This is a genomic window from Mycobacterium deserti (assembly GCF_025345615.1).
Classification (GTDB): domain Bacteria; phylum Actinomycetota; class Actinomycetes; order Mycobacteriales; family Mycobacteriaceae; genus Mycobacterium; species Mycobacterium deserti.
The window spans coordinates 473,915-492,820 of the sequence record NZ_JAODWD010000002.1 but is presented as its reverse complement, the minus strand read 5'-3'; the positions used below and the strand labels follow the sequence as shown (position 1 = coordinate 492,820).

Annotated in this window: 23 protein-coding genes; 7 read left to right on the top strand and 16 right to left on the bottom strand. The window is 67.7% G+C overall.

Annotated elements, in window-relative coordinates; translation table 11 throughout:
* Positions 1–12 precede the first annotated feature (12 nt).
* On the top strand, positions 13–840 hold the full coding sequence (locus N4S67_RS08570; protein WP_390893324.1) for a GNAT family N-acetyltransferase: 828 nt from the start codon (positions 13–15) through the stop codon (positions 838–840).
* A gap of 31 nt (positions 841–871) precedes the next feature.
* Here N4S67_RS08570 and N4S67_RS08565 read toward each other — a convergent pair whose 3' ends face one another.
* The 3 genes from N4S67_RS08565 to N4S67_RS08555 all read right to left on the bottom strand — a co-directional run bounded on the left by N4S67_RS08565 (position 872) and on the right by N4S67_RS08555 (position 3,001).
* A complete protein-coding gene (locus N4S67_RS08565; RefSeq protein WP_260992519.1) occupies positions 872–1,489 on the bottom strand; it encodes a pyridoxamine 5'-phosphate oxidase family protein in 618 nt (205 codons plus the stop codon).
* Positions 1,490–1,550: 61 nt separating this feature from the next.
* Positions 1,551–2,702, bottom strand: a complete 1,152-nt coding sequence (gene menE / locus N4S67_RS08560; RefSeq protein ID WP_390893323.1) for an o-succinylbenzoate--CoA ligase — start codon at positions 2,700–2,702, stop codon at positions 1,551–1,553.
* Positions 2,699–3,001 carry a DUF3349 domain-containing protein gene (locus tag N4S67_RS08555; RefSeq protein ID WP_260992518.1) on the bottom strand — a complete coding sequence of 101 codons (303 nt, stop codon included), beginning with the start codon at positions 2,999–3,001 and terminating at the stop codon, positions 2,699–2,701. Before N4S67_RS08555 ends, menE begins: the two co-directional genes overlap by 4 nt.
* A 226-nt stretch (positions 3,002–3,227) precedes the next feature.
* Here N4S67_RS08555 and N4S67_RS08550 point away from each other — a divergent pair, with 226 nt between their 5' ends.
* From N4S67_RS08550 to N4S67_RS08540, 3 genes are read left to right on the top strand one after another with little or no spacing between them, the layout of a single operon-like run.
* On the top strand, positions 3,228–4,475 hold the full coding sequence (locus N4S67_RS08550) for an inorganic phosphate transporter (protein WP_260992517.1): 1,248 nt from the start codon (positions 3,228–3,230) through the stop codon (positions 4,473–4,475).
* A gap of 31 nt (positions 4,476–4,506) precedes the next feature.
* Positions 4,507–4,791, top strand: a complete 285-nt coding sequence (locus N4S67_RS08545) for a hypothetical protein (RefSeq protein WP_260992516.1) — start codon at positions 4,507–4,509, stop codon at positions 4,789–4,791.
* Between the two features lie 13 nt (positions 4,792–4,804).
* Positions 4,805–5,110, top strand: coding sequence for a DUF3349 domain-containing protein (locus N4S67_RS08540; protein WP_260992515.1), 306 nt, complete (start codon positions 4,805–4,807; stop codon positions 5,108–5,110).
* Positions 5,111–5,113: 3 nt separating this feature from the next.
* Here N4S67_RS08540 and N4S67_RS08535 read toward each other — a convergent pair whose 3' ends face one another.
* The 7 genes from N4S67_RS08535 to N4S67_RS08505 all read right to left on the bottom strand — a co-directional run bounded on the left by N4S67_RS08535 (position 5,114) and on the right by N4S67_RS08505 (position 11,562).
* Positions 5,114–5,485, bottom strand: coding sequence for a VOC family protein (locus N4S67_RS08535; protein ID WP_260992514.1), 372 nt, complete (start codon positions 5,483–5,485; stop codon positions 5,114–5,116).
* Positions 5,486–5,507: 22 nt separating this feature from the next.
* On the bottom strand, positions 5,508–7,073 hold the full coding sequence (locus N4S67_RS08530) for a long-chain-fatty-acid--CoA ligase (protein ID WP_260992513.1): 1,566 nt from the start codon (positions 7,071–7,073) through the stop codon (positions 5,508–5,510).
* A gap of 21 nt (positions 7,074–7,094) precedes the next feature.
* Positions 7,095–7,874, bottom strand: coding sequence for an ABC transporter permease (locus N4S67_RS08525; protein WP_260992512.1), 780 nt, complete (start codon positions 7,872–7,874; stop codon positions 7,095–7,097).
* Positions 7,871–8,611 (bottom strand): ABC transporter permease, encoded by a 741-nt coding sequence (locus N4S67_RS08520; RefSeq protein ID WP_260992511.1) that lies wholly within the window; start codon positions 8,609–8,611, stop codon positions 7,871–7,873. The genes N4S67_RS08525 and N4S67_RS08520 overlap by 4 nt, the downstream gene beginning before the upstream one ends.
* Positions 8,608–9,561: an ATP-binding cassette domain-containing protein gene (locus tag N4S67_RS08515; protein ID WP_260992510.1), complete on the bottom strand. Its 954-nt coding sequence runs from the start codon at positions 9,559–9,561 to the stop codon at positions 8,608–8,610. Before N4S67_RS08515 ends, N4S67_RS08520 begins: the two co-directional genes overlap by 4 nt.
* Positions 9,562–9,591: 30 nt before the next feature.
* Positions 9,592–10,476, bottom strand: a complete 885-nt coding sequence (locus N4S67_RS08510) for an SDR family oxidoreductase (RefSeq protein WP_260992509.1) — start codon at positions 10,474–10,476, stop codon at positions 9,592–9,594.
* A gap of 93 nt (positions 10,477–10,569) precedes the next feature.
* Positions 10,570–11,562 carry an SDR family NAD(P)-dependent oxidoreductase gene (locus tag N4S67_RS08505; RefSeq protein ID WP_260992508.1) on the bottom strand — a complete coding sequence of 331 codons (993 nt, stop codon included), beginning with the start codon at positions 11,560–11,562 and terminating at the stop codon, positions 10,570–10,572.
* Positions 11,563–11,633: 71 nt separating this feature from the next.
* Here N4S67_RS08505 and N4S67_RS08500 point away from each other — a divergent pair, with 71 nt between their 5' ends.
* Positions 11,634–12,608 carry an AraC family transcriptional regulator gene (locus N4S67_RS08500; protein ID WP_260992507.1) on the top strand — a complete coding sequence of 325 codons (975 nt, stop codon included), beginning with the start codon at positions 11,634–11,636 and terminating at the stop codon, positions 12,606–12,608.
* On the opposite strand, the gene N4S67_RS08495 is transcribed toward N4S67_RS08500, so the two are convergent.
* Genes N4S67_RS08495 through N4S67_RS08475 form a run of 5 tightly spaced genes read right to left on the bottom strand, consistent with a single transcriptional unit; the run spans position 12,599 to position 16,341 of the window.
* Complete coding sequence (locus N4S67_RS08495) at positions 12,599–13,510, bottom strand: 1,4-dihydroxy-2-naphthoyl-CoA synthase (protein ID WP_260992506.1); 912 nt, start codon at positions 13,508–13,510, stop codon at positions 12,599–12,601. The genes N4S67_RS08500 and N4S67_RS08495 overlap by 10 nt on opposite strands.
* Positions 13,507–13,959 (bottom strand): nitroreductase/quinone reductase family protein, encoded by a 453-nt coding sequence (locus N4S67_RS08490; RefSeq protein ID WP_260992505.1) that lies wholly within the window; start codon positions 13,957–13,959, stop codon positions 13,507–13,509. The genes N4S67_RS08495 and N4S67_RS08490 overlap by 4 nt, the downstream gene beginning before the upstream one ends.
* Positions 13,960–13,969: 10 nt before the next feature.
* Positions 13,970–14,422 (bottom strand): nitroreductase family deazaflavin-dependent oxidoreductase, encoded by a 453-nt coding sequence (locus N4S67_RS08485; protein WP_390893289.1) that lies wholly within the window; start codon positions 14,420–14,422, stop codon positions 13,970–13,972.
* A gap of 2 nt (positions 14,423–14,424) precedes the next feature.
* Positions 14,425–15,111: an HAD family hydrolase gene (locus tag N4S67_RS08480; protein ID WP_260992503.1), complete on the bottom strand. Its 687-nt coding sequence runs from the start codon at positions 15,109–15,111 to the stop codon at positions 14,425–14,427.
* 9 nt (positions 15,112–15,120) lie between these two features.
* On the bottom strand, positions 15,121–16,341 hold the full coding sequence (locus N4S67_RS08475) for an RNA polymerase sigma factor (RefSeq protein ID WP_260993054.1): 1,221 nt from the start codon (positions 16,339–16,341) through the stop codon (positions 15,121–15,123).
* 156 nt (positions 16,342–16,497) lie between these two features.
* Between N4S67_RS08475 and N4S67_RS08470 the strand changes: the two genes are divergently transcribed.
* Positions 16,498–16,707, top strand: coding sequence for a ribosome modulation factor (locus N4S67_RS08470; protein ID WP_260992502.1), 210 nt, complete (start codon positions 16,498–16,500; stop codon positions 16,705–16,707).
* Positions 16,691–17,293: a nucleoside/nucleotide kinase family protein gene (locus tag N4S67_RS08465; RefSeq protein ID WP_260992501.1), complete on the top strand. Its 603-nt coding sequence runs from the start codon at positions 16,691–16,693 to the stop codon at positions 17,291–17,293. Before N4S67_RS08470 ends, N4S67_RS08465 begins: the two co-directional genes overlap by 17 nt.
* Here the strand turns inward: N4S67_RS08465 and fadD8 are convergent.
* Positions 17,290–18,900, bottom strand: a complete 1,611-nt coding sequence (gene fadD8, locus N4S67_RS08460; protein WP_260992500.1) for a fatty-acid--CoA ligase FadD8 — start codon at positions 18,898–18,900, stop codon at positions 17,290–17,292. The two genes, N4S67_RS08465 and fadD8, sit on opposite strands and share 4 nt — an antisense overlap.
* Between the last annotated feature and the right edge of the window lie 6 nt (positions 18,901–18,906).

Sequence of the window (18,906 nt, the reverse complement as noted above, 5' to 3'; positions counted from 1 at the left end):
CATCCGGTGACCATCGAGGATTCGCCGTTGTTCTGCAGCACAGAGCTGGCGCGACGCATCGAATGTGCCGAGAGGCAGCTCATCGACGCCGCGACCGAGGCCGCCCGGTTACGCTCCGGCGCAGCATCTTTCGTTCTTCCTGTCGCGGGCGGCGCGGCGTGCTTCGCCGAGGCCGGCTCGCCGATGAACAAGGTGGTGGGCCTGGGCTTCGGCGGCGTCCCCGATGACGAGGCACTGAGCGAGATAGAGCAGGCATATACGACACGCGAGACGCCCGTGCAGGTCGAGTTGGCCAACCTCGGCGAACCCGCGGTGGCGTCCGCGTTCACGCGGCGCGGATATCAACTCGTCTCCTACGAGAACGTGCTCGGCAGGTCCCTATCCGGCGACCCGCAGCCAGTCGCCCCGCCTGGTGTCGAGGTCCGCGCGTGCGACGACCTGTCGGCCTGGCTGGACGTCGTGGTCGAGGGCTTCGCTCATCCCGACGACCAAGGGGTGGTCTCGCACGAGGACTTTCCGCGCGAGATCGTCGAACGCGCCGAGCGGGACATGGAGAAAGCGGGGGCCACCCCGTATCTCGCCTACTGCGACGGCGAAGTCGCGGGCGGAGCGGGCATGCGAGTCGCCGACGGGGTCGCTCAGCTCACCGGCGCCGCAACGGCGCCCGCCTACCGCCGGCGCGGCGTGCAGACCGCGTTGCTGTCAGCTCGGCTTTCCGACGCGGCGGGCGCGGGGTGTGACATCGCGGTGGTCACCACGCAGCCGGGGTCGAAGTCGCAGCAAAACGTGCAACGTCGCGGCTTCCACTTGCTCTACACCCGCGCGATTCTCGTCAAGTGACAGGCGGAGTGCGCGGTCGCGCGAAGAAGGGTCAGTACAGCAGGGTGCGGGTGTTGGCTTCGCTGTAGTAGTGGTCGAGTTCTTCCTGGTCGACGTCGGTCTTCAGCACGGCCTTCGCCATCTGCGCGACGCTGGGCACCGCGGTCGGATTCCAGGTCGACGGCACCCAGGCGTCGGCGCGCAGAAACGCCTTCGCACAGTGGAAGAACACCTCGTCGATCGCGATCTCCAGCGCAAGAATAGGGCGCTTGCCTTTGACCGTAAGAGCATCGAAGTAGTCGGCGTCGGCCAGCACCCGCGCAGTGCCGTTGATCCGCAACGTGTCGCCCCGGCCCGGAATCACGAAGACGGTGCCGACATGCGGCTGCTGCAACACGTTGAGATAGCCGTCGACGCGCTTGTTGCCCGGCCGCTCGGGAATCGCGATCGTCGTGTCGTCGATGACGTGGACGAACCCGGGCGGATCGCCCTTGGGGGAGACGTCGACGCGCCCGTCGGCGTCGGTCGTCGCGACGAAACACAGCGGCGAATGGGCGAGCCAGTCGCGCTGGACAGGCGCCAGGCGGCGCTTCACCTTGTTGGCGACGTACTCGTTCGGGTGCCCGACGATGTCGCGCAATTCGTCGGCAGTGCTCACTTCCCGGTGCATGACTCAATCATGCATGCCGAGCATGCCGGTGCGGCCAGCTCCCCAGCGGCCACCGGGAAGCTCAGCTGAATCGGGTGATCAACGCGGCACGGTCCACCTTTCCGATGCCGCGCCGCGGCAATTCGTCGACGACGTGCATCTCGCGCGGCGCGGCCGTGGCGGGCAATGTAGTCGCCACGTGTCGCCGCAGCTCGTCCAGCGAGGGCGACGCGGCGCCTGCCGGTACCACGGCCGCGACCACCCGCTGTCCCAACCGTTCGTCGGCTACCCCGAAAACCGCGCACTCCGCCACATCAGGGTGGGCCGCCAGCGCGGCTTCGACCAGTTGGGGCAGCACCGTCAGACCGCCGGTGCTGATCGCATCATCGACGCGACCCAGAATCGACAGCACTCCCGAATCCGTCACTGCGCCAAGGTCATCGGTTCGAAACCAGCCGGGCTCGGCGAACGGATCAGGCGACACCGGGTTGCGGTAGCCCTTGGCCAGCGTCATGCCGCCCAGCACGACGCGGCCCGGGCCCGATGCCGCCGCGGCTCCGCTGTCCACCCGCACCCGCACTCCGTCGAGCGCCACGCCGTCGTACACGCACCCCCCGCAGGTTTCGCTCATTCCGTAGGTTCGCACCACAGAAACACCTGCGGCCAACGCCTTTTCGGCAACTCCGGCGGGCATCGGGCCGCCACCGACCAGGACCGCGTCCAACGTGGCCAGCGCCGCGGCGGCAGACGGATCTCTCAGCGCTTTGTCCAACTGCGCCGCGACTAACGACGCATACCGCCGGCCGGACCCCAATGCGTCGATGGCGGCAGCGAATTCGTCGACGCCAGACGCCGCGACAGGTGCGGTTCCCGCGACGACGCTGCGCACCAGCACCTGTAGGCCGGCCACGTGGTAAGCGGGCAATGCGAGCAGCCAACGGCCCGGTCCACCGAGGCGGCGATGGGTGGCGTGCGCGCTCGCCGTCAGCGCGGCGGCCGTCAACATCGCCCCCTTGGGGACGCCCGTCGTGCCCGACGTCGATACCACCATCGCCACGTCGTCGTCGATTGGCGCGTTGGCGCGCAAAGTCGTTGTGAGCAAGAGTGATTGACGCGCGTCGTCGGCCGGTACCGGCAGAAGCGACACGCGTCCGGCCAGCGCCTGCTCCACCGCGGTCAGCAGCGACAGTGCCGACGCACCGGTCGGCACGGCAACGGCCTGCAGGTTGGCTATGGGATGTCCTCGGGGTCGCGCGGGTCGTCGAGCGGCCAACCGTGCGTGGCCAGTCGTTCCCGAACACGCTCGACGTCCTCCGGAGTCGGCAACGTGTCGGTGATTTGGGTGATCAGCACGCCGATGTCGGCGTCGTCGAACTCGCCGAGGCCATTGAGCTCGACAACGACCGCCTTGACCTCGCCATCGGTGAGGCGGCGCTTGAGAAGTGCGAACAGCGGCACCCGGTCCGGCCCCGGGACACCTTCGGGGTAGCCGGAGGTGATCCACGCGACGATCTTGGCCAGAAAGTTCGTCACTGGTTCCCTCCCCGCGTGTCGCATTGTCGTCGGCTTTGCGTCGATTGCATGATGCTAGTGCCGACCCGGGCGGGCCGGGGTCGACGTGGCAGGCAAACGTCTCACACCCGCCCGGTGAACAGTCGATGAACTCATTGTTCGGTTCGGCAAATCGCCTGCTCGACACGCGGGCCGAAAGTGGCTGTCGGCTAGGCGAATCGTTCATTCAGGCCGCAGAATGAGCGCCGTGAGCGCAGAGCTGATCATCTTGGTGCTGCTGATCGCGACAGCACTGGCCTTCGACTTCACCAACGGATTCCACGACACCGGCAACGCGATGGCGACGTCGATCGCCACCGGCGCGCTGAAGCCCAAGACGGCCGTGCTGCTGGCAGGCGTGCTCAATCTCGTCGGCGCGTTCCTCTCGGTCGAGGTCGCCGTCACCGTCACCACGTCGGTGCTGAAGGTGCAGGACAGCAAGACCGGCCAACTGATCCCGTCGATCGACGCGTCCACCGGCCTGACGATCATCTTCGCCGGCCTGATCGGCGGCATTCTGTGGAACCTACTGACCTGGCTGTTCGGCATCCCGTCCAGCTCGTCGCACGCTCTCTTCGGTGGTCTGATCGGGGCCGGCCTCGCCGCGCTGGGAACGGCTGGTGTCAACTGGTCAGGCATCACCCAGAAGGTGCTCATCCCGGCGATCGCCGCGCCGGTCATCGCGTGCCTCGTGGCCGCCTGCGGCACCTGGCTGGTCTACCGCATCACCCGCAGGGTGTTGGAGAGCCGGCGTCGTGAGGGCTTCCGCTGGGGCCAGATCGCCACGGCCTCTTTGGTCGCGCTCTCGCACGGCACCAACGACGCGCAGAAGACGATGGGTGTCATCGCGCTCGCGCTCATCACCACCGGCCACCTGAGCGGCGACGTCAAGGAGCAGGGCCTGCCGTTCTGGATCGTCTTCAGCTGTGCGGTCGCCATCGGTCTTGGCACCTACCTCGGCGGCTGGCGCGTCATCCGCACACTGGGCAAGGGCCTGGTCGAGATCGAGTCACCGCAGGGCTTCGCCGCCGAAGCCTCCTCGGCCGCAATCATTTTGAGTTCCAGCGCCGCCGGCATGGCGCTGTCGACCACGCACGTCGCCACCGGTTCGATCCTGGGCAGCGGGGTCGGCAAGCCGGGCGCCGAGGTCCGTTGGGCCGTGGCGGGCCGGATGGCAGTCGCGTGGCTGGTCACCCTGCCCGCCGCCGGACTGGTCGGCGCGCTGTCGTACTGGCTGTCGGACAGCGTGACGTCGCTCACGGGATCCACGCTCGCCGGCGACGGGCTGATCTTCCTCGTCCTGGTGGGCCTGTCCTTCTGGATGTGGTGGCGCGCGCAGCAGCAGAAGGTGGACCACAACAACGTCAACGCCGATTGGGACGAGTCGACGAACTCCGTCGTGCCCGCGGACATGCGTGAGGCCGTTGCGGATTCCAAGCCGACGGCCGCGGTCTAGCCGCCACGCGAAGGGGCGGATAGGAGGAGCAATGACTTACATCGAAAGCGTTCTGAAGGTCCTCGTGATCGGCTTGGTCCTCGGCGCGGGCCTGCCAGCGGTCTTCGCGGGCGGCCTGGTGGCCTACTCGAACGGAGCGGGCGGTCGGCATGCCGACGGCACCACGGTGGCGCCGAACCCGATGCTGAAGTTCCTGGGCATCGCGCTGTTCGTGTTCGTCGGCTGGGTGATCCTGACCGCGGTCCTGTGGATTACCAGGACGACGATCATCCACCACACCGGTATCGACCTGTTCCCGTTCATGCCCAAGAAATGAGCCGAAGACTCCCATGACTGAGAACCAGAGCGTCCTGGACAGCGTGCTGTCGTGGCTGCACCGCGGCTACCCGGAGGGCGTGCCGCCGAAGGACTACTTCGCGCTGCTCGCCCTGCTGAAGCGGTCTCTCACCGAGGAGGAGGTCGTCAGGGCGGCCCAATCAGTCCTCAAGGCGAGCGAATCGGACTCGGTGACCGAGGACGAGATCCGCACGGCGATCCACGCGGTCACCACACAGGAGCCGAATCCCGAAGAGATTCACCAGGTTGCGGCCCGGTTGGCCTCTGTGGGCTGGCCGCTCGCAGCACCCGCGCGCTGAGTACTACTGCCGGGAGTCGCGGCGCAACGGGTGATTCTCGGGCACCTGCACGAAGATCAGCAGAACGCCGTCGGGATCGATCACGTGCATCTCGTGCAGTCCCCACGGCTCCTGGCGGGCCTCGCGCTTAATCGGCACTTTCCGGCCGGCCAGTTCTTTCTCGGCGGCGTAGACGTCACGCACCTGCAGCCACATGCTGCCGCCGGCCTTTGGTCCGCCGTGGCCGGCGAGCTCGATCAGCGACTGGCCGGCGTAGAAAACGGTGCCCGCGCCGTAGTCGCGAGCGATGGCCAACCCGAGCTCATCGCGATAGAACACCAGCGAGCGCTGATAGTCCGCCGGCCGAATGAGCATCCGACTGGCCAGAATCTCCATAGGATTGTGTCTATCACGTCGGTCAGTGGACCCGACGCTGCACACCTTCCCAATAGGGCTCGCGCAGATGTCGTTTCAAGATCTTGCCGCTGGGGTTGCGGGGCAGTTCGTCGGCGAAATCGACGGACTTGGGCAGCTTGTAGCCGGCCAGCCGCTCGCGGGCGAAGGCGATGAGTTCGTCCGGCGCGGGGGAGGAACCCGGAGTCGGCACGACGACGGCCTTGACCGCCTCGCCCCACGTGTCGTCGGGCACTCCGATCACGGCGACGTCGCCGACGTCCGGGTGCGCCATCAAGGCGTTCTCCACCTCGGCCGGGTACACGTTCTCGCCGCCGGAGACGATCATGTCCTTCACGCGGTCGTACAGATAGACGTAGCCGTGCTCGTCGCGATAGCCGGCGTCGCCGGTCTTCAGCCAGCCGTCGGGGGTGATGGTCGACGCGGTCGCCGAGGGGTTGTTCCAGTAGCCGGCCATGTTCTGCCGCGACCGCGTCCACAGCTCGCCGACGCTGCCGGGCGCGACGTCCACGCCGTCGCGGTCGACGATCCGAATCTCGATCCAGGGGTAGGGCTTCCCGCATGAGCGCAGCAACTCCGGCCGCCGGGCAGGGTCATGGTCGTCGCCGTCGAGTTGGGTGATCGAGCCGGTCGACTCGGTCATGCCGTACACCTGGATGAACTCACACCCGAACCGCTCGAGGCCCTTGAGTAGGACGTCGTCGGTGATGGGCGACGCCCCGTACACGACGGTCCGCAGACTCGAGATGTCAACCGCGCCGAGATCGTCTGCAATGACCAGCTTTTGGATCACCGCGGGCACTAGCAGCATGTTGGTGACCCGATGGCGCGCGATCGCGTCGAGGATCGCGGCCGGTTCGACGTCACGCAGGACGACCGTCGGGCAGCCCTCGTGCAGGCCGACCAGCGCCCAGCCCGACCCGGCCTGGTGAAACATCGGCATCACCGCGAGCGCGACGCTGTCGTTGGTGAATCGCCAATGAGCCGCGATGCCCGCGGACTTGCTGATGTAGTTGCCGTTGGTCAGCATGACGCCCTTGGGCGCGCCGGTCGTGCCGGAGGTGTACATCAGCAGGGCGACGTCGTCGGACGCGGACTCGACGCCGGGGTCGTCGGTGGGGTGGCCGGCCAACCAGTCGTCGAAGGCGGGCCAGCGGGCGTGGTCGGAGATGGCGAGCACCATTTCGACCCCGCTGAGTTGGTCCTCGACCGCTTCGATGTGCCCGAAGAACTCCGATCCCACGACCACGGCGCGAGCACCCGCGTCCTTGATGATGTGCAGCATCTCGGGCGCCGCCAGTCGCCAGTTCACCGGAACGGCGACGGCGCCGAGCTTGGCCAGTCCGAACACGACATCGAAGAACTCGACGCCGTTTTTCTCGACGAACGCGACCCGGTCGCCGAACCCGACACCGGACGCGGCGAACGCCTGGGCGACCTGGCTCGAACGCGCGTCGAGTTCGGCGAACGTGATGGTGCGCCCGCTGGCCACCAGGGCCACCGCGTTCGGGTTCTTCTCGCCGTGGACGCGGACGATGTCGGCGATCGTCACGATGTCGGGGCGAGACATGCCGTCGGTTCTACCAGGACGTCAGGCGCCCGACTCCGCCGCCGTTCGGTAGCCCCGCACCGCCGTCGGTCCGAACACCGCGATCAAGGCGACGACCCACGCCACCGACTGCAGCACCGGCCACAGCACCGGACCGCCCTCGGCCAGCCCGCGCATCGCCTCGATGGCCGGCGACATCGGTTGCGCCCGCACCACCGGCTGAGCCCAACCCGGGAACACGTCGACGGGCACCATGCCCGAGTTGAAGAACAGCAGCAGAAAGCACACCGTCGACAGGCCCGTGATGATGTTCTTGCCGTTGGAGCGGACGCCGAATGCCACGATCACCACGGAGAACCCGATGACCATGAGCATCGGTATGACAACGAAACCCAATGCGGCCAAGGGGCCTTCGCGAAAGCGCAGCCCCATCGCCACGCCGACCGCGGTGATCACCGCCGAGCCGATCACCGCGCGCGCGGCTTCGGCCAGCAGCCGACCCGACAGTGCGCTGGCCCGCGGCACCGGTTGCACCCACAGCCGGCTCAGCAACCCGGACTCCCGCTCGTCGGGAATGGCCGCGCCCGCCCCGATGGCTCCGAACAGCGCCCCGGTGATCGCACACATCGGCACCAGTCCGTAGAGGCTGTTGTCGCCGGTGAGGTTCAGGATCGACTGCCCGATCACGAGGTGGTACACCAAGAGCAGGAAGGTCGGGAAGATCAACGACTGGATCAGCACGACGGGTTCACGCGTCCAGCCGCGCAGCAGTCGCCCGGCCTGAAGCCGGCTCTGAAGTGCCAGCTCCGCTGCTGCCGTCATGAGTACCTCCGTTGCAGACGCACGGCCAGAACGCCGAACACCAGCAGCAGTCCGGCACACCACCCCACGCTGATGAGCAGGTTCGCCGGGACCACGCCCACCGCGAGGCCGCGCAGCGTCTCCGCCAGCTGAGACACCGGTTGGTTGCGCACGAACCAGCCGAGCCAACTCGGGAAGGCCGACGCGGGGGCGATGCCGGTGGACAACATCACCAGGAGCAGCTGCGGGATCAGCAGGGCCTGCCCGGCCGCTTCTGCGTTGGTCGCCACCGATCCCATCGCGTCGGCACCGAGCGACAACGCCAGCGACAACACCAGTGCCAACCCGAGAAACGCCAGCACGCCGAGCGGCCCGCCGCCGAAGCGGAAGCCGAACAGGGAGCCGGTGACGATCGCAGCGGTCAGCGCCCCCACCGCTCGCACCAACGCCGACAGCATCCGTGCGCTCACCGGGACCAGCGCGGCCATCGGCATCGTTCGCATACGAATGCCCATGCCGCTCACATGATCTCGCGCGGAACGGTCGGCGGTCGTCATCGCCGTGAAGATCATCGCCTGCACCACGATGACGGGCAGGATGTACTGCGGATAACTCATGTCGCCGGTGTCGATGACGTGGCGCAGCGTGATGTTGAAACACAGGAAGAAGGCCACGGGCCCGCCGATGGCGAAAATGAGGTCGCCGTCGCGCACGGTGTTGCGTACCGAGCGCTCGGTCAGTGCGGCGAGTGCGCTCATGCGTCGGCGGTCGACGGGGCGGGTGCGCCGGTCAGCTTGAAGAACACTTCGTCGAGCGACGGCTTGCGCAGCGAGATGTCGGTGAGTTCGACGTCGAGCGCACCGACGCGGCCGAATACCTCCGACATCGTCGCGAAACCGTCTGGCGCGGGCACTGACACCGTGCCGGCCTCGCCGTCGAACTCCAGGCCGCCGATGCCGTCGAGCGCCGCCACGATGCGTGGCGCGTCGGCGGGGTTCACCGGCGTCACCTGGCAGTAGCTGCCACCGACGCGGTGTTTGAGTTCCTCGGCGGTGCCGTCGGCGATCACCTCGCCGCGGTCAATCACCACGATGGAGTCCGACAGCGCGTCGGCCTCCTCGAGATACTGCGTTGTCAGCAGCGTCGTGATGCCCTGACTGGACAGCGAGCCCACCAGCTCCCACACCTCGCGGCGACTGCGCGGGTCGAGGCCTGTCGTCGGCTCGTCGAGGAACACCACCTTCGGGGGGACGACCAGCCCGCAGGCGATGTCGACCCGGCGCCGCATGCCTCCGGAGTAGGTCGAGACGCGCTTGTCACGGGCGTCGGTGAGGCTGAAGGTGGCGAGCAACTCGTCGGCGCGCTCCCGGGCGGCCCTGCGGTTCAGCCCGCGCATCCGGCCGAACAGCACCAGGTTCTCGCGGCCGGTGAGCAGATGATCGATCGCGGCGTATTGGCCGGTTAGCCCGATGCTCTCGCGGACCTTCCCGGCCTGCTTCTCGACGTCGAATCCCGCCACCGCCGCGCGGCCCGTCGAGGGTTTGATCAGCGTCGAGAGGATGTTGATGGTGGTGGTCTTGCCCGCGCCGTTAGGCCCGAGCACACCGAGCACCGAGCCGGTGGCCGCCGAGAACGTCACGCCGCGCAGGGCGTCGTACTCCCCGAACCTCTTGGTGACGGCGTCCAACTCAATCGCGTAATCGGCCACCCCGAAAGTATGGCAGCCTAACCTAACTAGCTAGCTGGAGGGCTGGACGCGCTGACGCTTCATGACCGCGTCGACGATCCCGGGCGCAACGCTGTTGACGGCCTGGGCCGTGACGGCCATCCGAGGCGCGATGCGCACGGGCCGCGTGCGCGCCGCGGTGATCATCCAGTCGGCGGCCTCGTCCGCGGTCAGCCCGGGAAGGCCGTCGTAGGCGCGCGTCGGGGCGATCATCGGCGTGAGCACCAGCGGGTAGAACAGCGTCGTCGAGTGCACGCCGTCGGCGCCCCATTCCGTTTCGATGACCCGGCTGACCGCGGTGAGGGCCGCCTTGGAGGCGTTGTACACCGAGAACAACGGTGAGGACTCGCTGAGCACGCCCCAGGTCGAAACGTTGATGATGTGGCCGTCACCGCGCTCGCGCATGCCCGGCGCCAGCCCACGGATCAGCCGCAGCGGCGAGTAGTAGTTGAGCGCCATCGTGCGTTCCACGTCGTGCCAGCGTTCCAGCGACTCGGCAAGCGGCCTGCGGATCGACCGGCCCGCGTTGTTGATCAGGATGTCGACGCCGCCGAGCTCCTGCTCGACGCGGTCCACGAGGGCGTCGGCCGCGTCGAGGTCGGACAGGTCGCATGCGTGCGCCCACGCGTCACCGCCTGCGTCGGTGATACGGCTGACCAACTCGTCGAGCAGCTCCTGGCGGCGCGCCGCCACCACGACGGTCGCGCCGCGGCGGGCGAACTTCTCGGCGGCGGCCTCCCCGATGCCCGACGACGCGCCGGTGAGCAGAATGCGCTTGCCGCGCAGGTCGACGACCTCGCGGCCGGGCTGAAATTGCAGCAGCTCTGGCGCGATCGGCGGACGCATGCTGGTCAGCAGCATCCGATCGGCCAACCGCCGCAGCGGGCTCTTGCTCACGAGTCCTGAAGTGTAGCCACCTGCGCCGAAATGGAATTCCCGGTCATCAAGCGGCCCGCTTGACCGCCGGGAATTCCATTTCGGCGATCAGGGCTACTTGGCGAGCCGCTCGCTGAGATCCCACAGCCGTTGCGCCGACTCCGCGTCGACGGCGTAGGACGCCACCCCGGCCCAGGTGCGGAACTGCTCGCCACCGAAGTCGACGGTGACCGGGAGCGCATCCACCTCGAGGGGCGCTATGTCGTTGTCCTGCAGATAAACCCCGCCGATGTCGGCGAGCAGCGGACTGGTCGCGGCGAACACCGTCGTCGACGCGCCCTGCTCCGGCGTCTTCATGTCGTTCTCGGGATCGATGATCGGAGCGCCGGCATCGTCGACCAAGCCCATCGCCTTCCAGTCGTCATTGGAGAAGGACGGGCCGAGATTGGTGTTGACGATGCCGCCCGGGTGCAGCGCGTATCCGCGGATGCCGTCCTGCGCCCACCGGCGGTCGAGCTCCACCGCGAACAGCACGTTGGCCGTCTTCGATTGGCCGTAAGCCACCATGCCGTCATAGTCCCGTTCGAAATGCGGGTCGTCCCAGCGGATGTCGGACAGGTGATGGCCCCACGACGAGACCGCCACCACGCGGGCGCCCCCGGCCGCTCGCAGTGCGGGCAGCAGGGCGGTGGTCAGCTGGAAGTGGCCCAGATGGTTGGTGGCGAACTGCGCCTCGTAACCGCGTGCGTCGCGCACCAGATCGCCGCCCATGATGCCGGCGTTGTTGATGAGGATGTGCAGCGGACGTCCTGAGTCGCGGTAGCGGGCGGCGAACGCGTCCACCGACGCGGGATCGACGAGGTCGAGTTGGTCGACGGTCACGCCGTCGATGCCGGCCAGTGCCGCGGTGGCGCTGTCGGGATTGCGGCTCGCGACGAGAACCGAGGCGCCTGCGCCGGCCAGCGCGCGGGTGGTCTCCAGGCCGAGCCCGACGTGTCCCGCGGTGACGATGACGTTGCGGCCGGCCAAGTCGATGCCGTCGAGGACATCGTTGGCCGTCGAGGCCGCGGTGAATCCGGATCCGAGAGAGTGCTGTGTGTTGGTCATGTCGTCTGCAACGCACCGTCGTCGGACTTCCCATGGTTGTGAGTCCGGATTTTCTGCGCGATAGTACGGACGTGGCCGGTGATCAACTGTCGGACGTCTTCAACCTCATCGAGGTGAAGGGCCTGGTGTCTGGCGGCTTCTCCGTTCGGGGTGACTGGATCAGCCGGTTCGACATCCACGATCCGCTCAAGCTCGTCGCAATGGTGTGCGGGCGCGCGCGGCTGACAGCCGACGGAATGCACACGCCGATCGTGCTCGAGGCGGGTGACGTCGCGATCCTCAACGGGTGCAAGCGGCTGGTACTCGAGGGTGGCGCCGGAACTGGACTCCCGCAGGAACTCGTACTCAGCGAGTCGGATCCTTTCGTGCGAGTCGGGGAGGCCGAGTGTCCGGACGCTGATGTGGTGCTTGGCGGGCATGTCGACGTCAATCCGGCCGGGCAGGCGCTGCTGAGGCGCGCCCTGCCCGCCGTCGGCCACGTCCGCGCGTCGGCGACCGAGGCGGCCTCGAACCTGCACGCGATCCTCAACCGCCTGGTCGACGAGGTCACCGGCGGTCGGATCGGCGCCGCATTCGCCGTTCAGCAACACGGGCAGTTGCTGCTGCTGGAGGTGTTGCGTGCCTACCTCGCGCAAGCCGACGAACTGCCGCCGGGTTGGTTGCGGTTACTCACCGACGAACGGCTGCGCCCCGCGATCGAGCTGATGCACGCCGAGCCCGGAAAGCCATGGCGGCTCGAGGATTTGGCGCGCGCCGCGGCGATGTCGCGCACCTCGTTCGCCGAGCGGTTCCGCATGGTCGCAGGAGTACCGCCCCTGACTTACCTCAACGGCTGGCGGATGCAGTTGGCCCAGCATGCGCTCCGGCGCGGCGACACGCGGGTCGGTCCGTTGGCCATCGACCTGGGGTACACGTCGGAGAGCGCGTTCAGCAACGCGTTCAAACGTGAAGTCGGCATGTCGCCGCTGCGCTACCGTGCCAGCGTCCGTGATGAGTTTCCGACGGCACCGCGGTCGGTGCCGGTCGCGCTCAGCGCTCAGAAGTAGCGCGGAAACTGGCTCCAGTCGGGGTCGCGCTTCTCCAGGAACGCATCACGGCCCTCGACCGCCTCATCGGTCATGTATGCCAATCGCGTTGCCTCACCGGCGAATATCTGTTGGCCGACCAGGCCGTCGTCGATCAGGTTGAACGCGAACTTCAGCATTCGAATGGCAGTCGGGGACTTGGCGTTGATCTCGGTGGCCCACTGCAGGCCGACGGTCTCCAGGTCGGCATGGTCGACGACCTCGTTCACCGCGCCCATCGCGAACATCTGCTCGGCGGTGTAGGCGCGGCCGAGGAAGAAGATCTCGCGCGCGAATTTCTGCCCGGTCTGACGCGCGAGATACGCACTGCCGTAACCGCCGTCGAAGCTGCCGACGTCGGCATCGGTCTGCTTGAAGCGGGCGTGCTCGCGGCTGGCCAGCGTCAGGTCGCATGTGACGTGCAGGCTGTGCCCGCCGCCTGCGGCCCACCCGTTGACCAGGCAGATGACGGCCTTGGGCATGAACCGGATCAGCCGCTGCACCTCGAGGATGTGCAGCCTGCCGGCCCGCGCGGGGTCCACGGTCTCCGCGGTCTCGCCCGATGCGTACTGGTAGCCGGAGCGGCCGCGGATGCGCTGGTCACCCCCGGAGCAGAACGCCCAACCGCCGTCCTTCGGCGACGGGCCGTTGCCGGTCAGCAGGATCACGCCGACGTCCGGCGACATCCGCGCATGGTCGAGCACGCGGTACAACTCGTCGACGGTGTGCGGTCGAAACGCGTTGCGCACCTCGGGCCGGTCGAACGCCACGCGCACCGTCGGCTGGGGTACTCCGTCGACGACATGGCGGTGATAAGTCAGGTCGGTCAACCCGAACCCGTCGATTGCTTGCCATAGGGACGGGTCGAAAGGGTTGCCGCTCATGCGGTTACCGGGTCGAGGCGGAAGACGGCCAGGCGACCGGCGAGCGCTTCGAACTCGTCGGGGTTGGGCCCGGTGACCAGTCCCGCGTTCTTGACGAACCCGACACCGGTCGGCACCTTGATGGGGAACTCGCGCAGCAGCGGCCGCGCCTCTTCGACCGACATCTCGACGATGCGAACGCGCTCACCGTGGCGGCCCTGGTGCAGGGTGGCCTCCCCGGCGGCGCGGGCGTTGGCCGACCAGTCCGAGCCGGGTATGCCGCTGACGACGTAGCGCTTGCCGTCGACGATCATCGGCGTCACCGGGGTGTTGCGCAGCTTGCCGGTCTTGCGCCCCGGCAGCGTCAGGACGACGGGCCCCTTGCCGCCGAAGCCGACACCCGCCTTCTGCAGGCCCACCATCACTTTGTTGACGTACTTCAGCCACCACGGCAGCGGACTGTTGGACATGGCTCCGACGCTACGTGACGGGGTCGATGCGGAACACCGGCAGGCGTCCGGCCAGCGCCTCCACTTCGTCGGGGGTGCCCTTGTCGACGAGCCCCGACCTCTTCAGGAAGGTCACGCCCGACGGCACCTGTTCGCCGAAGTAGCGCAACACCGGTGCGGCCTGCGCAGGTTCGAGTTCGACCATGCGGATGTTCTCGGTGCGTCCGTCGTCGGCCATCGTGACCGTGTTCTTGGCCCGGACATTGGCCACCCAATCGGCCGCGGGAAAAGTGGCGACGACGTAGCGCTGACCGTCGACGTGCAGGGGGGTGACCGGTGTCGAGCGGGGTTTACCCGACTTTCGGCCAAGCACGGTCAACACCACCGAATGCTCGGGGCCGATCCGTATTCCGCGCCGCAGCAACGTTCGGTAGACCCGGTTCGCCGGCTTGAGCCACCACGGTGCGCGGATGCGGTCAGACATGTTCACACCTCAATGTCGAAGTCGGCCAACGCATTGCGCAGCCCGGCGGGGCGTTCGGCGGTGGGCAACGGGTCAACGAGTGCGAAACCGCAGCCCAGTGCGCGGGCGCCGCCGTCCGCCTCGCCGCTGTCTCCGACCATCAGTGCATCCTCGGCTGCGACCCCGAGGCGCGTCAACGCGGTCGCAAAGATCTCGGCGTTCGGCTTGACCGCGCCGACCTCGAACGAGAGCACGTATTCGTCGACGAAATCCGAAGCCCCGATCGACGCGAAGGCGGGGCGCACATCGAAGGCGATGTTCGACACGACCGCCGTCCCGATGCCTCGCCGGTGCAGCCCCGCCAGGACGTCTGCGGTGTCCGGATACGGCGTCCAGTTCAGCGGATCGACCATGATGCCGTACAGCGATTCGGCGTGTTCGTCTCCGACACCGGATTCACGCAGCACGTGCAGGTAGGCCTCGCGGTGCAGGTGTGGCGCGAGGTCGCGGTTGGTCCAGGCGTGGTGCGCTTCTGGGGTCATGTCGACGTGCTGGCCGGTGGGCGCCGTCATCCGGCGCATCAATTCGGTCCGGACGTGGCCCTCGATCTGACGGTCGTCGACCGTGATGCCGTCGAACCAACTGTCGTCCTCTTCGAGTCGGAAAAGCGTGCCGGAGTAGTCGAACAGCACGGCGCGTATCTCGCTCACCGGACCATGCTAACCACGCGCCCGAGCGGCCTTGTCGGCCAACACTTCCCGTTCACGCTCGTTGTCGGCCATCTTGGCGGCCCGGTCGAACTCGTCGGCAGCTTCGGTGCCGCGCCCCAATCGCATCAGCAGTTCACCGCGCACGCTGGGCAGCAGGTAGGACTCCTCGAGGCCGGCCAACTGGTCGACGATCGCCAGCGCGGAAGCCGGCCCCGACACGGGGTCGGCCATCGCCACCGCGACAGCCCGGTTCAGTGCGACCACCGGCGACGGCGCCACCTGCAGCAGGCCGTCGTAGAGCAGCACGATCCGCTTCCAATTTGTGTCCGCCGCGGTGGGCGCGGTGGCATGGCACTCGGCGATGGCGGCCTGCAGCCCATACGGTCCCCACCCAACACCCCTGCGCTGCAACGCGCTAGCGGCACGCTCCAACGCGGCGACACCGCGCTGGATCTGCGCGCGGTCCCATCGGGTGCGGTTTTGATCCTCCAGCAGGATCGGCCTGCCGTCGCGGTCGGTGCGGGCGGCGAACCGCGACGATTGGAATTCCATCAGAGACAGCAAGCCGTGGACTTCTGGCTCGTCGGGCATCAGAGCGGCCAGCACGCGTCCCAATCGCAGTGCTTCGCTGCACAGTTCATCTCGGATCCAGTGCTGGCCGAAGGACGCGGAGTAGCCCTCGTTGTAGATCAGGTAGATCACGCTGAGCACGGCCGACAACCGCCGCGGATACTCCGACGGGTCGGGCACTACAAACGGCACTTTCGCCGCCGACAACGTCTTCTTGGCCCTGGTGATGCGCGCGGCGATCGTCGCCTTCGACGTCAGGAACGCCCGTGCGATTTCTTCGGTGGTCAGGCCGCCGACGACGCGCAGCGTGAGCGCGATCTGGCCCTCGCGCGACAGCACCGGGTGCGCGGAGATGAACACCAGCCGCAACACGTCGTCGTCGATGCGGTCCGGATCCCATGCTTGGGGAGAATCGCTGACCTGGGTCTCCAGTTCGTGGGCCAGCGCGGAGTACTTGCTGTCGAGGTTGTCCTGTCGCCGCCAGAAGTCGATGGCCTTGCGCTTGGCGACGGTCGTCAGCCAGGCGGCCGCGTTGCGCGGCACCCCTGAGGACGGCCACTGTTCTAGCGCGTCGACGAGCGCTTCCTGGGCGAGGTCCTCGGCGAGCCCGACATCGCCGACCGCACGCGTCAGGGTGGCGACGATTTTGGCGGCTTCCATCCGCCACACGGCGTCGACGGTCTGCTGGATCTCGGGAGCCACGGTGACCCATTCTGCCGAGGTGGGTCCACACCGAACCTCGGGAGACGCAAATTGCTCCGACACGCCGCAGAAATGGCGGCCGATGTGGCGCCAACAGCAGCAGAGTTATCAGCGATGGCGCACCGGCTGGTTACCGCGTATCGGGAAGGGCGCAAAGCCTTCCCGGATACCGTCGTGAACCCGTATGCGGGCCTCGGTGACCGGGCCGTCGCGCGCATGTGGCGGCTTGGCTGGCAACGCGCCGCTGAGGAGAACCGCGGCATCCCCAGCGAACAAGAGCGTGTCGCCCGGCTGGCCGCCGAGATCGATGCACTCCTGGACTAGTCGCGTCGAGGCGCTGCTCGAACACCAGCGCCGCGTCGTCCTCGGCATCACCGGCCCGCCGGGCGCGGGCAAGTCCACGCTGGCCACGGCGGTGGCGCAGACGTTCGACAGAGCGGTTCAGCTGCCCATGGACGGCTTCCATCTCGCCGACACCGTGCTGGCCCAGCTCGGCCGCATCAACCGCAAAGGTGCCATCGACACGTTCGACGGGCACGGCTATCTCGCTCTGCTGCAACGCATTCGTGCCATGCCCGACGACACCGTCTACGCTCCCGCCTTCGACCGGGAGATCGAACAACCGATCGCAGGCAGCATCCCCGTCGCGCCCGACACCCGGCTGGTGGTCACCGAGGGCAACTACCTGCTCGACGACCAGCCACCGTGGCCCGCCGTTCGCGCGATGCTGTCGGAGGTCTGGTACGTCGACGTCGCACCCGAAGAGCGGCACCGCCGCCTCGTCGCCCGCCACATCGAGTTCGGTAAGTCGCCCGACCAGGCCGAGGCGTGGGTGCGTGACGTCGACGAGCACAACGCCGGCCGCATCCAGCGCGCTCGGGACCGCGCCGACTTCGTCGTGCGCGGCTAGCCGACCGCTCGGCCCGCACCCTCCCAGAACTGCGCGCGCACGGCCTTCTTGTCAGGCTTGCCCAGCGCCGTGATCGGCACCGAGTCGACGACGATCACCTGCTTGGGCGACTGCACCGAACCCTTGCGCTCCTTGACCGCTGCCTGGATCTCCGCCGTCATGCGGGCCACCGCGTCCTCGCCGCGGTCGGCGTCGGGCCGCAGCACGACAACGGCGGTCACTGCTTCGCCCCACTTCTCGTCGGGTGTGCCGATCACGCACACCTGCGCGACCGAAGGGTGCTCAGCGACAACGTCTTCCACCTCGCGGGGGAACACATTGAAGCCGCCGGTGACGATCATGTCCTTGGTTCGGTCGACGATGTACCAGAAGCCGTCGGAGTCCTCGCGGGCCAGGTCGCCGGTGTGCATCCAGCCGTCACGGAACGTCTCGGCCGTCGCCTCGGGCTTGTTCCAGTAGCCACCCGAGACCAGCGGCCCGGACACACAGATCTCACCCACCTCACCCTGCTTGACGGGCTGGCCGTCCTCGCCGAGCAGCGCCGTCCGCGCGAACACCGTGGGGCGCCCGCAGGAGGTGAGCCGCTTCTCGTTGTGGTCGGTCTTGGCCAGGTAGCTGATCACCATCGGCGCCTCGGACTGGCCGTAGTACTGCGCGAAGATCGGGCCGAAACGGCGGATCGCCTCTTTCAGTCGCACCGGGTTCATCGCCGATGCGCCGTAGTAGACGGTCTCCAGCGAGGACAGGTCGCGGGTGTGCGAGTCCGGGTGGTCCATCAGTGCATAGATCATCGACGGCACCAACATGGTGGCCGTGATCTTCTGCTCCTCAATGGTTTTCAGCACCTCGGCGGGGTCGAACTTAGTCAGCACGACCAGTTCGCCGCCCTTGATGATCGTCGGCACGAAGAACGCTGCGCCGGCATGCGACAGCGGTGTGCACATCAGGAACTTCGGCTGCTCGGGCCACTCCCACTCGGCGAGCTGGATCGTGGTCATGGTTGTGATCGATTGAACGGTGCCGATCACGCCTTTGGGCTTGCCGGTGGTGCCGCCGGTGTAAGCCATGCCGCCGATGTGGTCGGGCGGCAGGTCCGCGGCGACCAGGGGTTGCGGCGAGTACTTGGCGGCCTCGGCATTCAGGTCTACGGCGACCACGTCCTCGCTGGCCAATGCCTCAGGCACCGGCCCGATGGTCAGTACCTGCTTGAGACCTGGCACCTTCTCCAGAAGCCCCCGCGCCCGCTCGACGAACATCGGGTTCGGGTCGATGATCAGCGACGTGACCCCGGCGTCGTTCAACACGTAGGCGTGGTCGTCGAGCGAGCCGAGAGGGTGTAGTGCGGTGCGCCGATAGCCCTGGGTCTGCCCGGCGCCGATGATCATCAGCACCTCGGGCCGGTTGAGAGACAACAGCCCGGTGGCGCTGCCCGAGCCGGCGCCCAGTGCCTCGAATGCCTGAATGTACTGGCTGATGCGGTCAGCAAGCTGCCCGCCGGTCAGGGTCGTGTCGCCGAGAAAGAGCACCGGCTTGTCCTTGTTCCGCTTCAGCGCGCCCACCGTGAGGTGACCGGAATGGATGGGATGGCGCAGCAGATCGTCACTCATACCCGA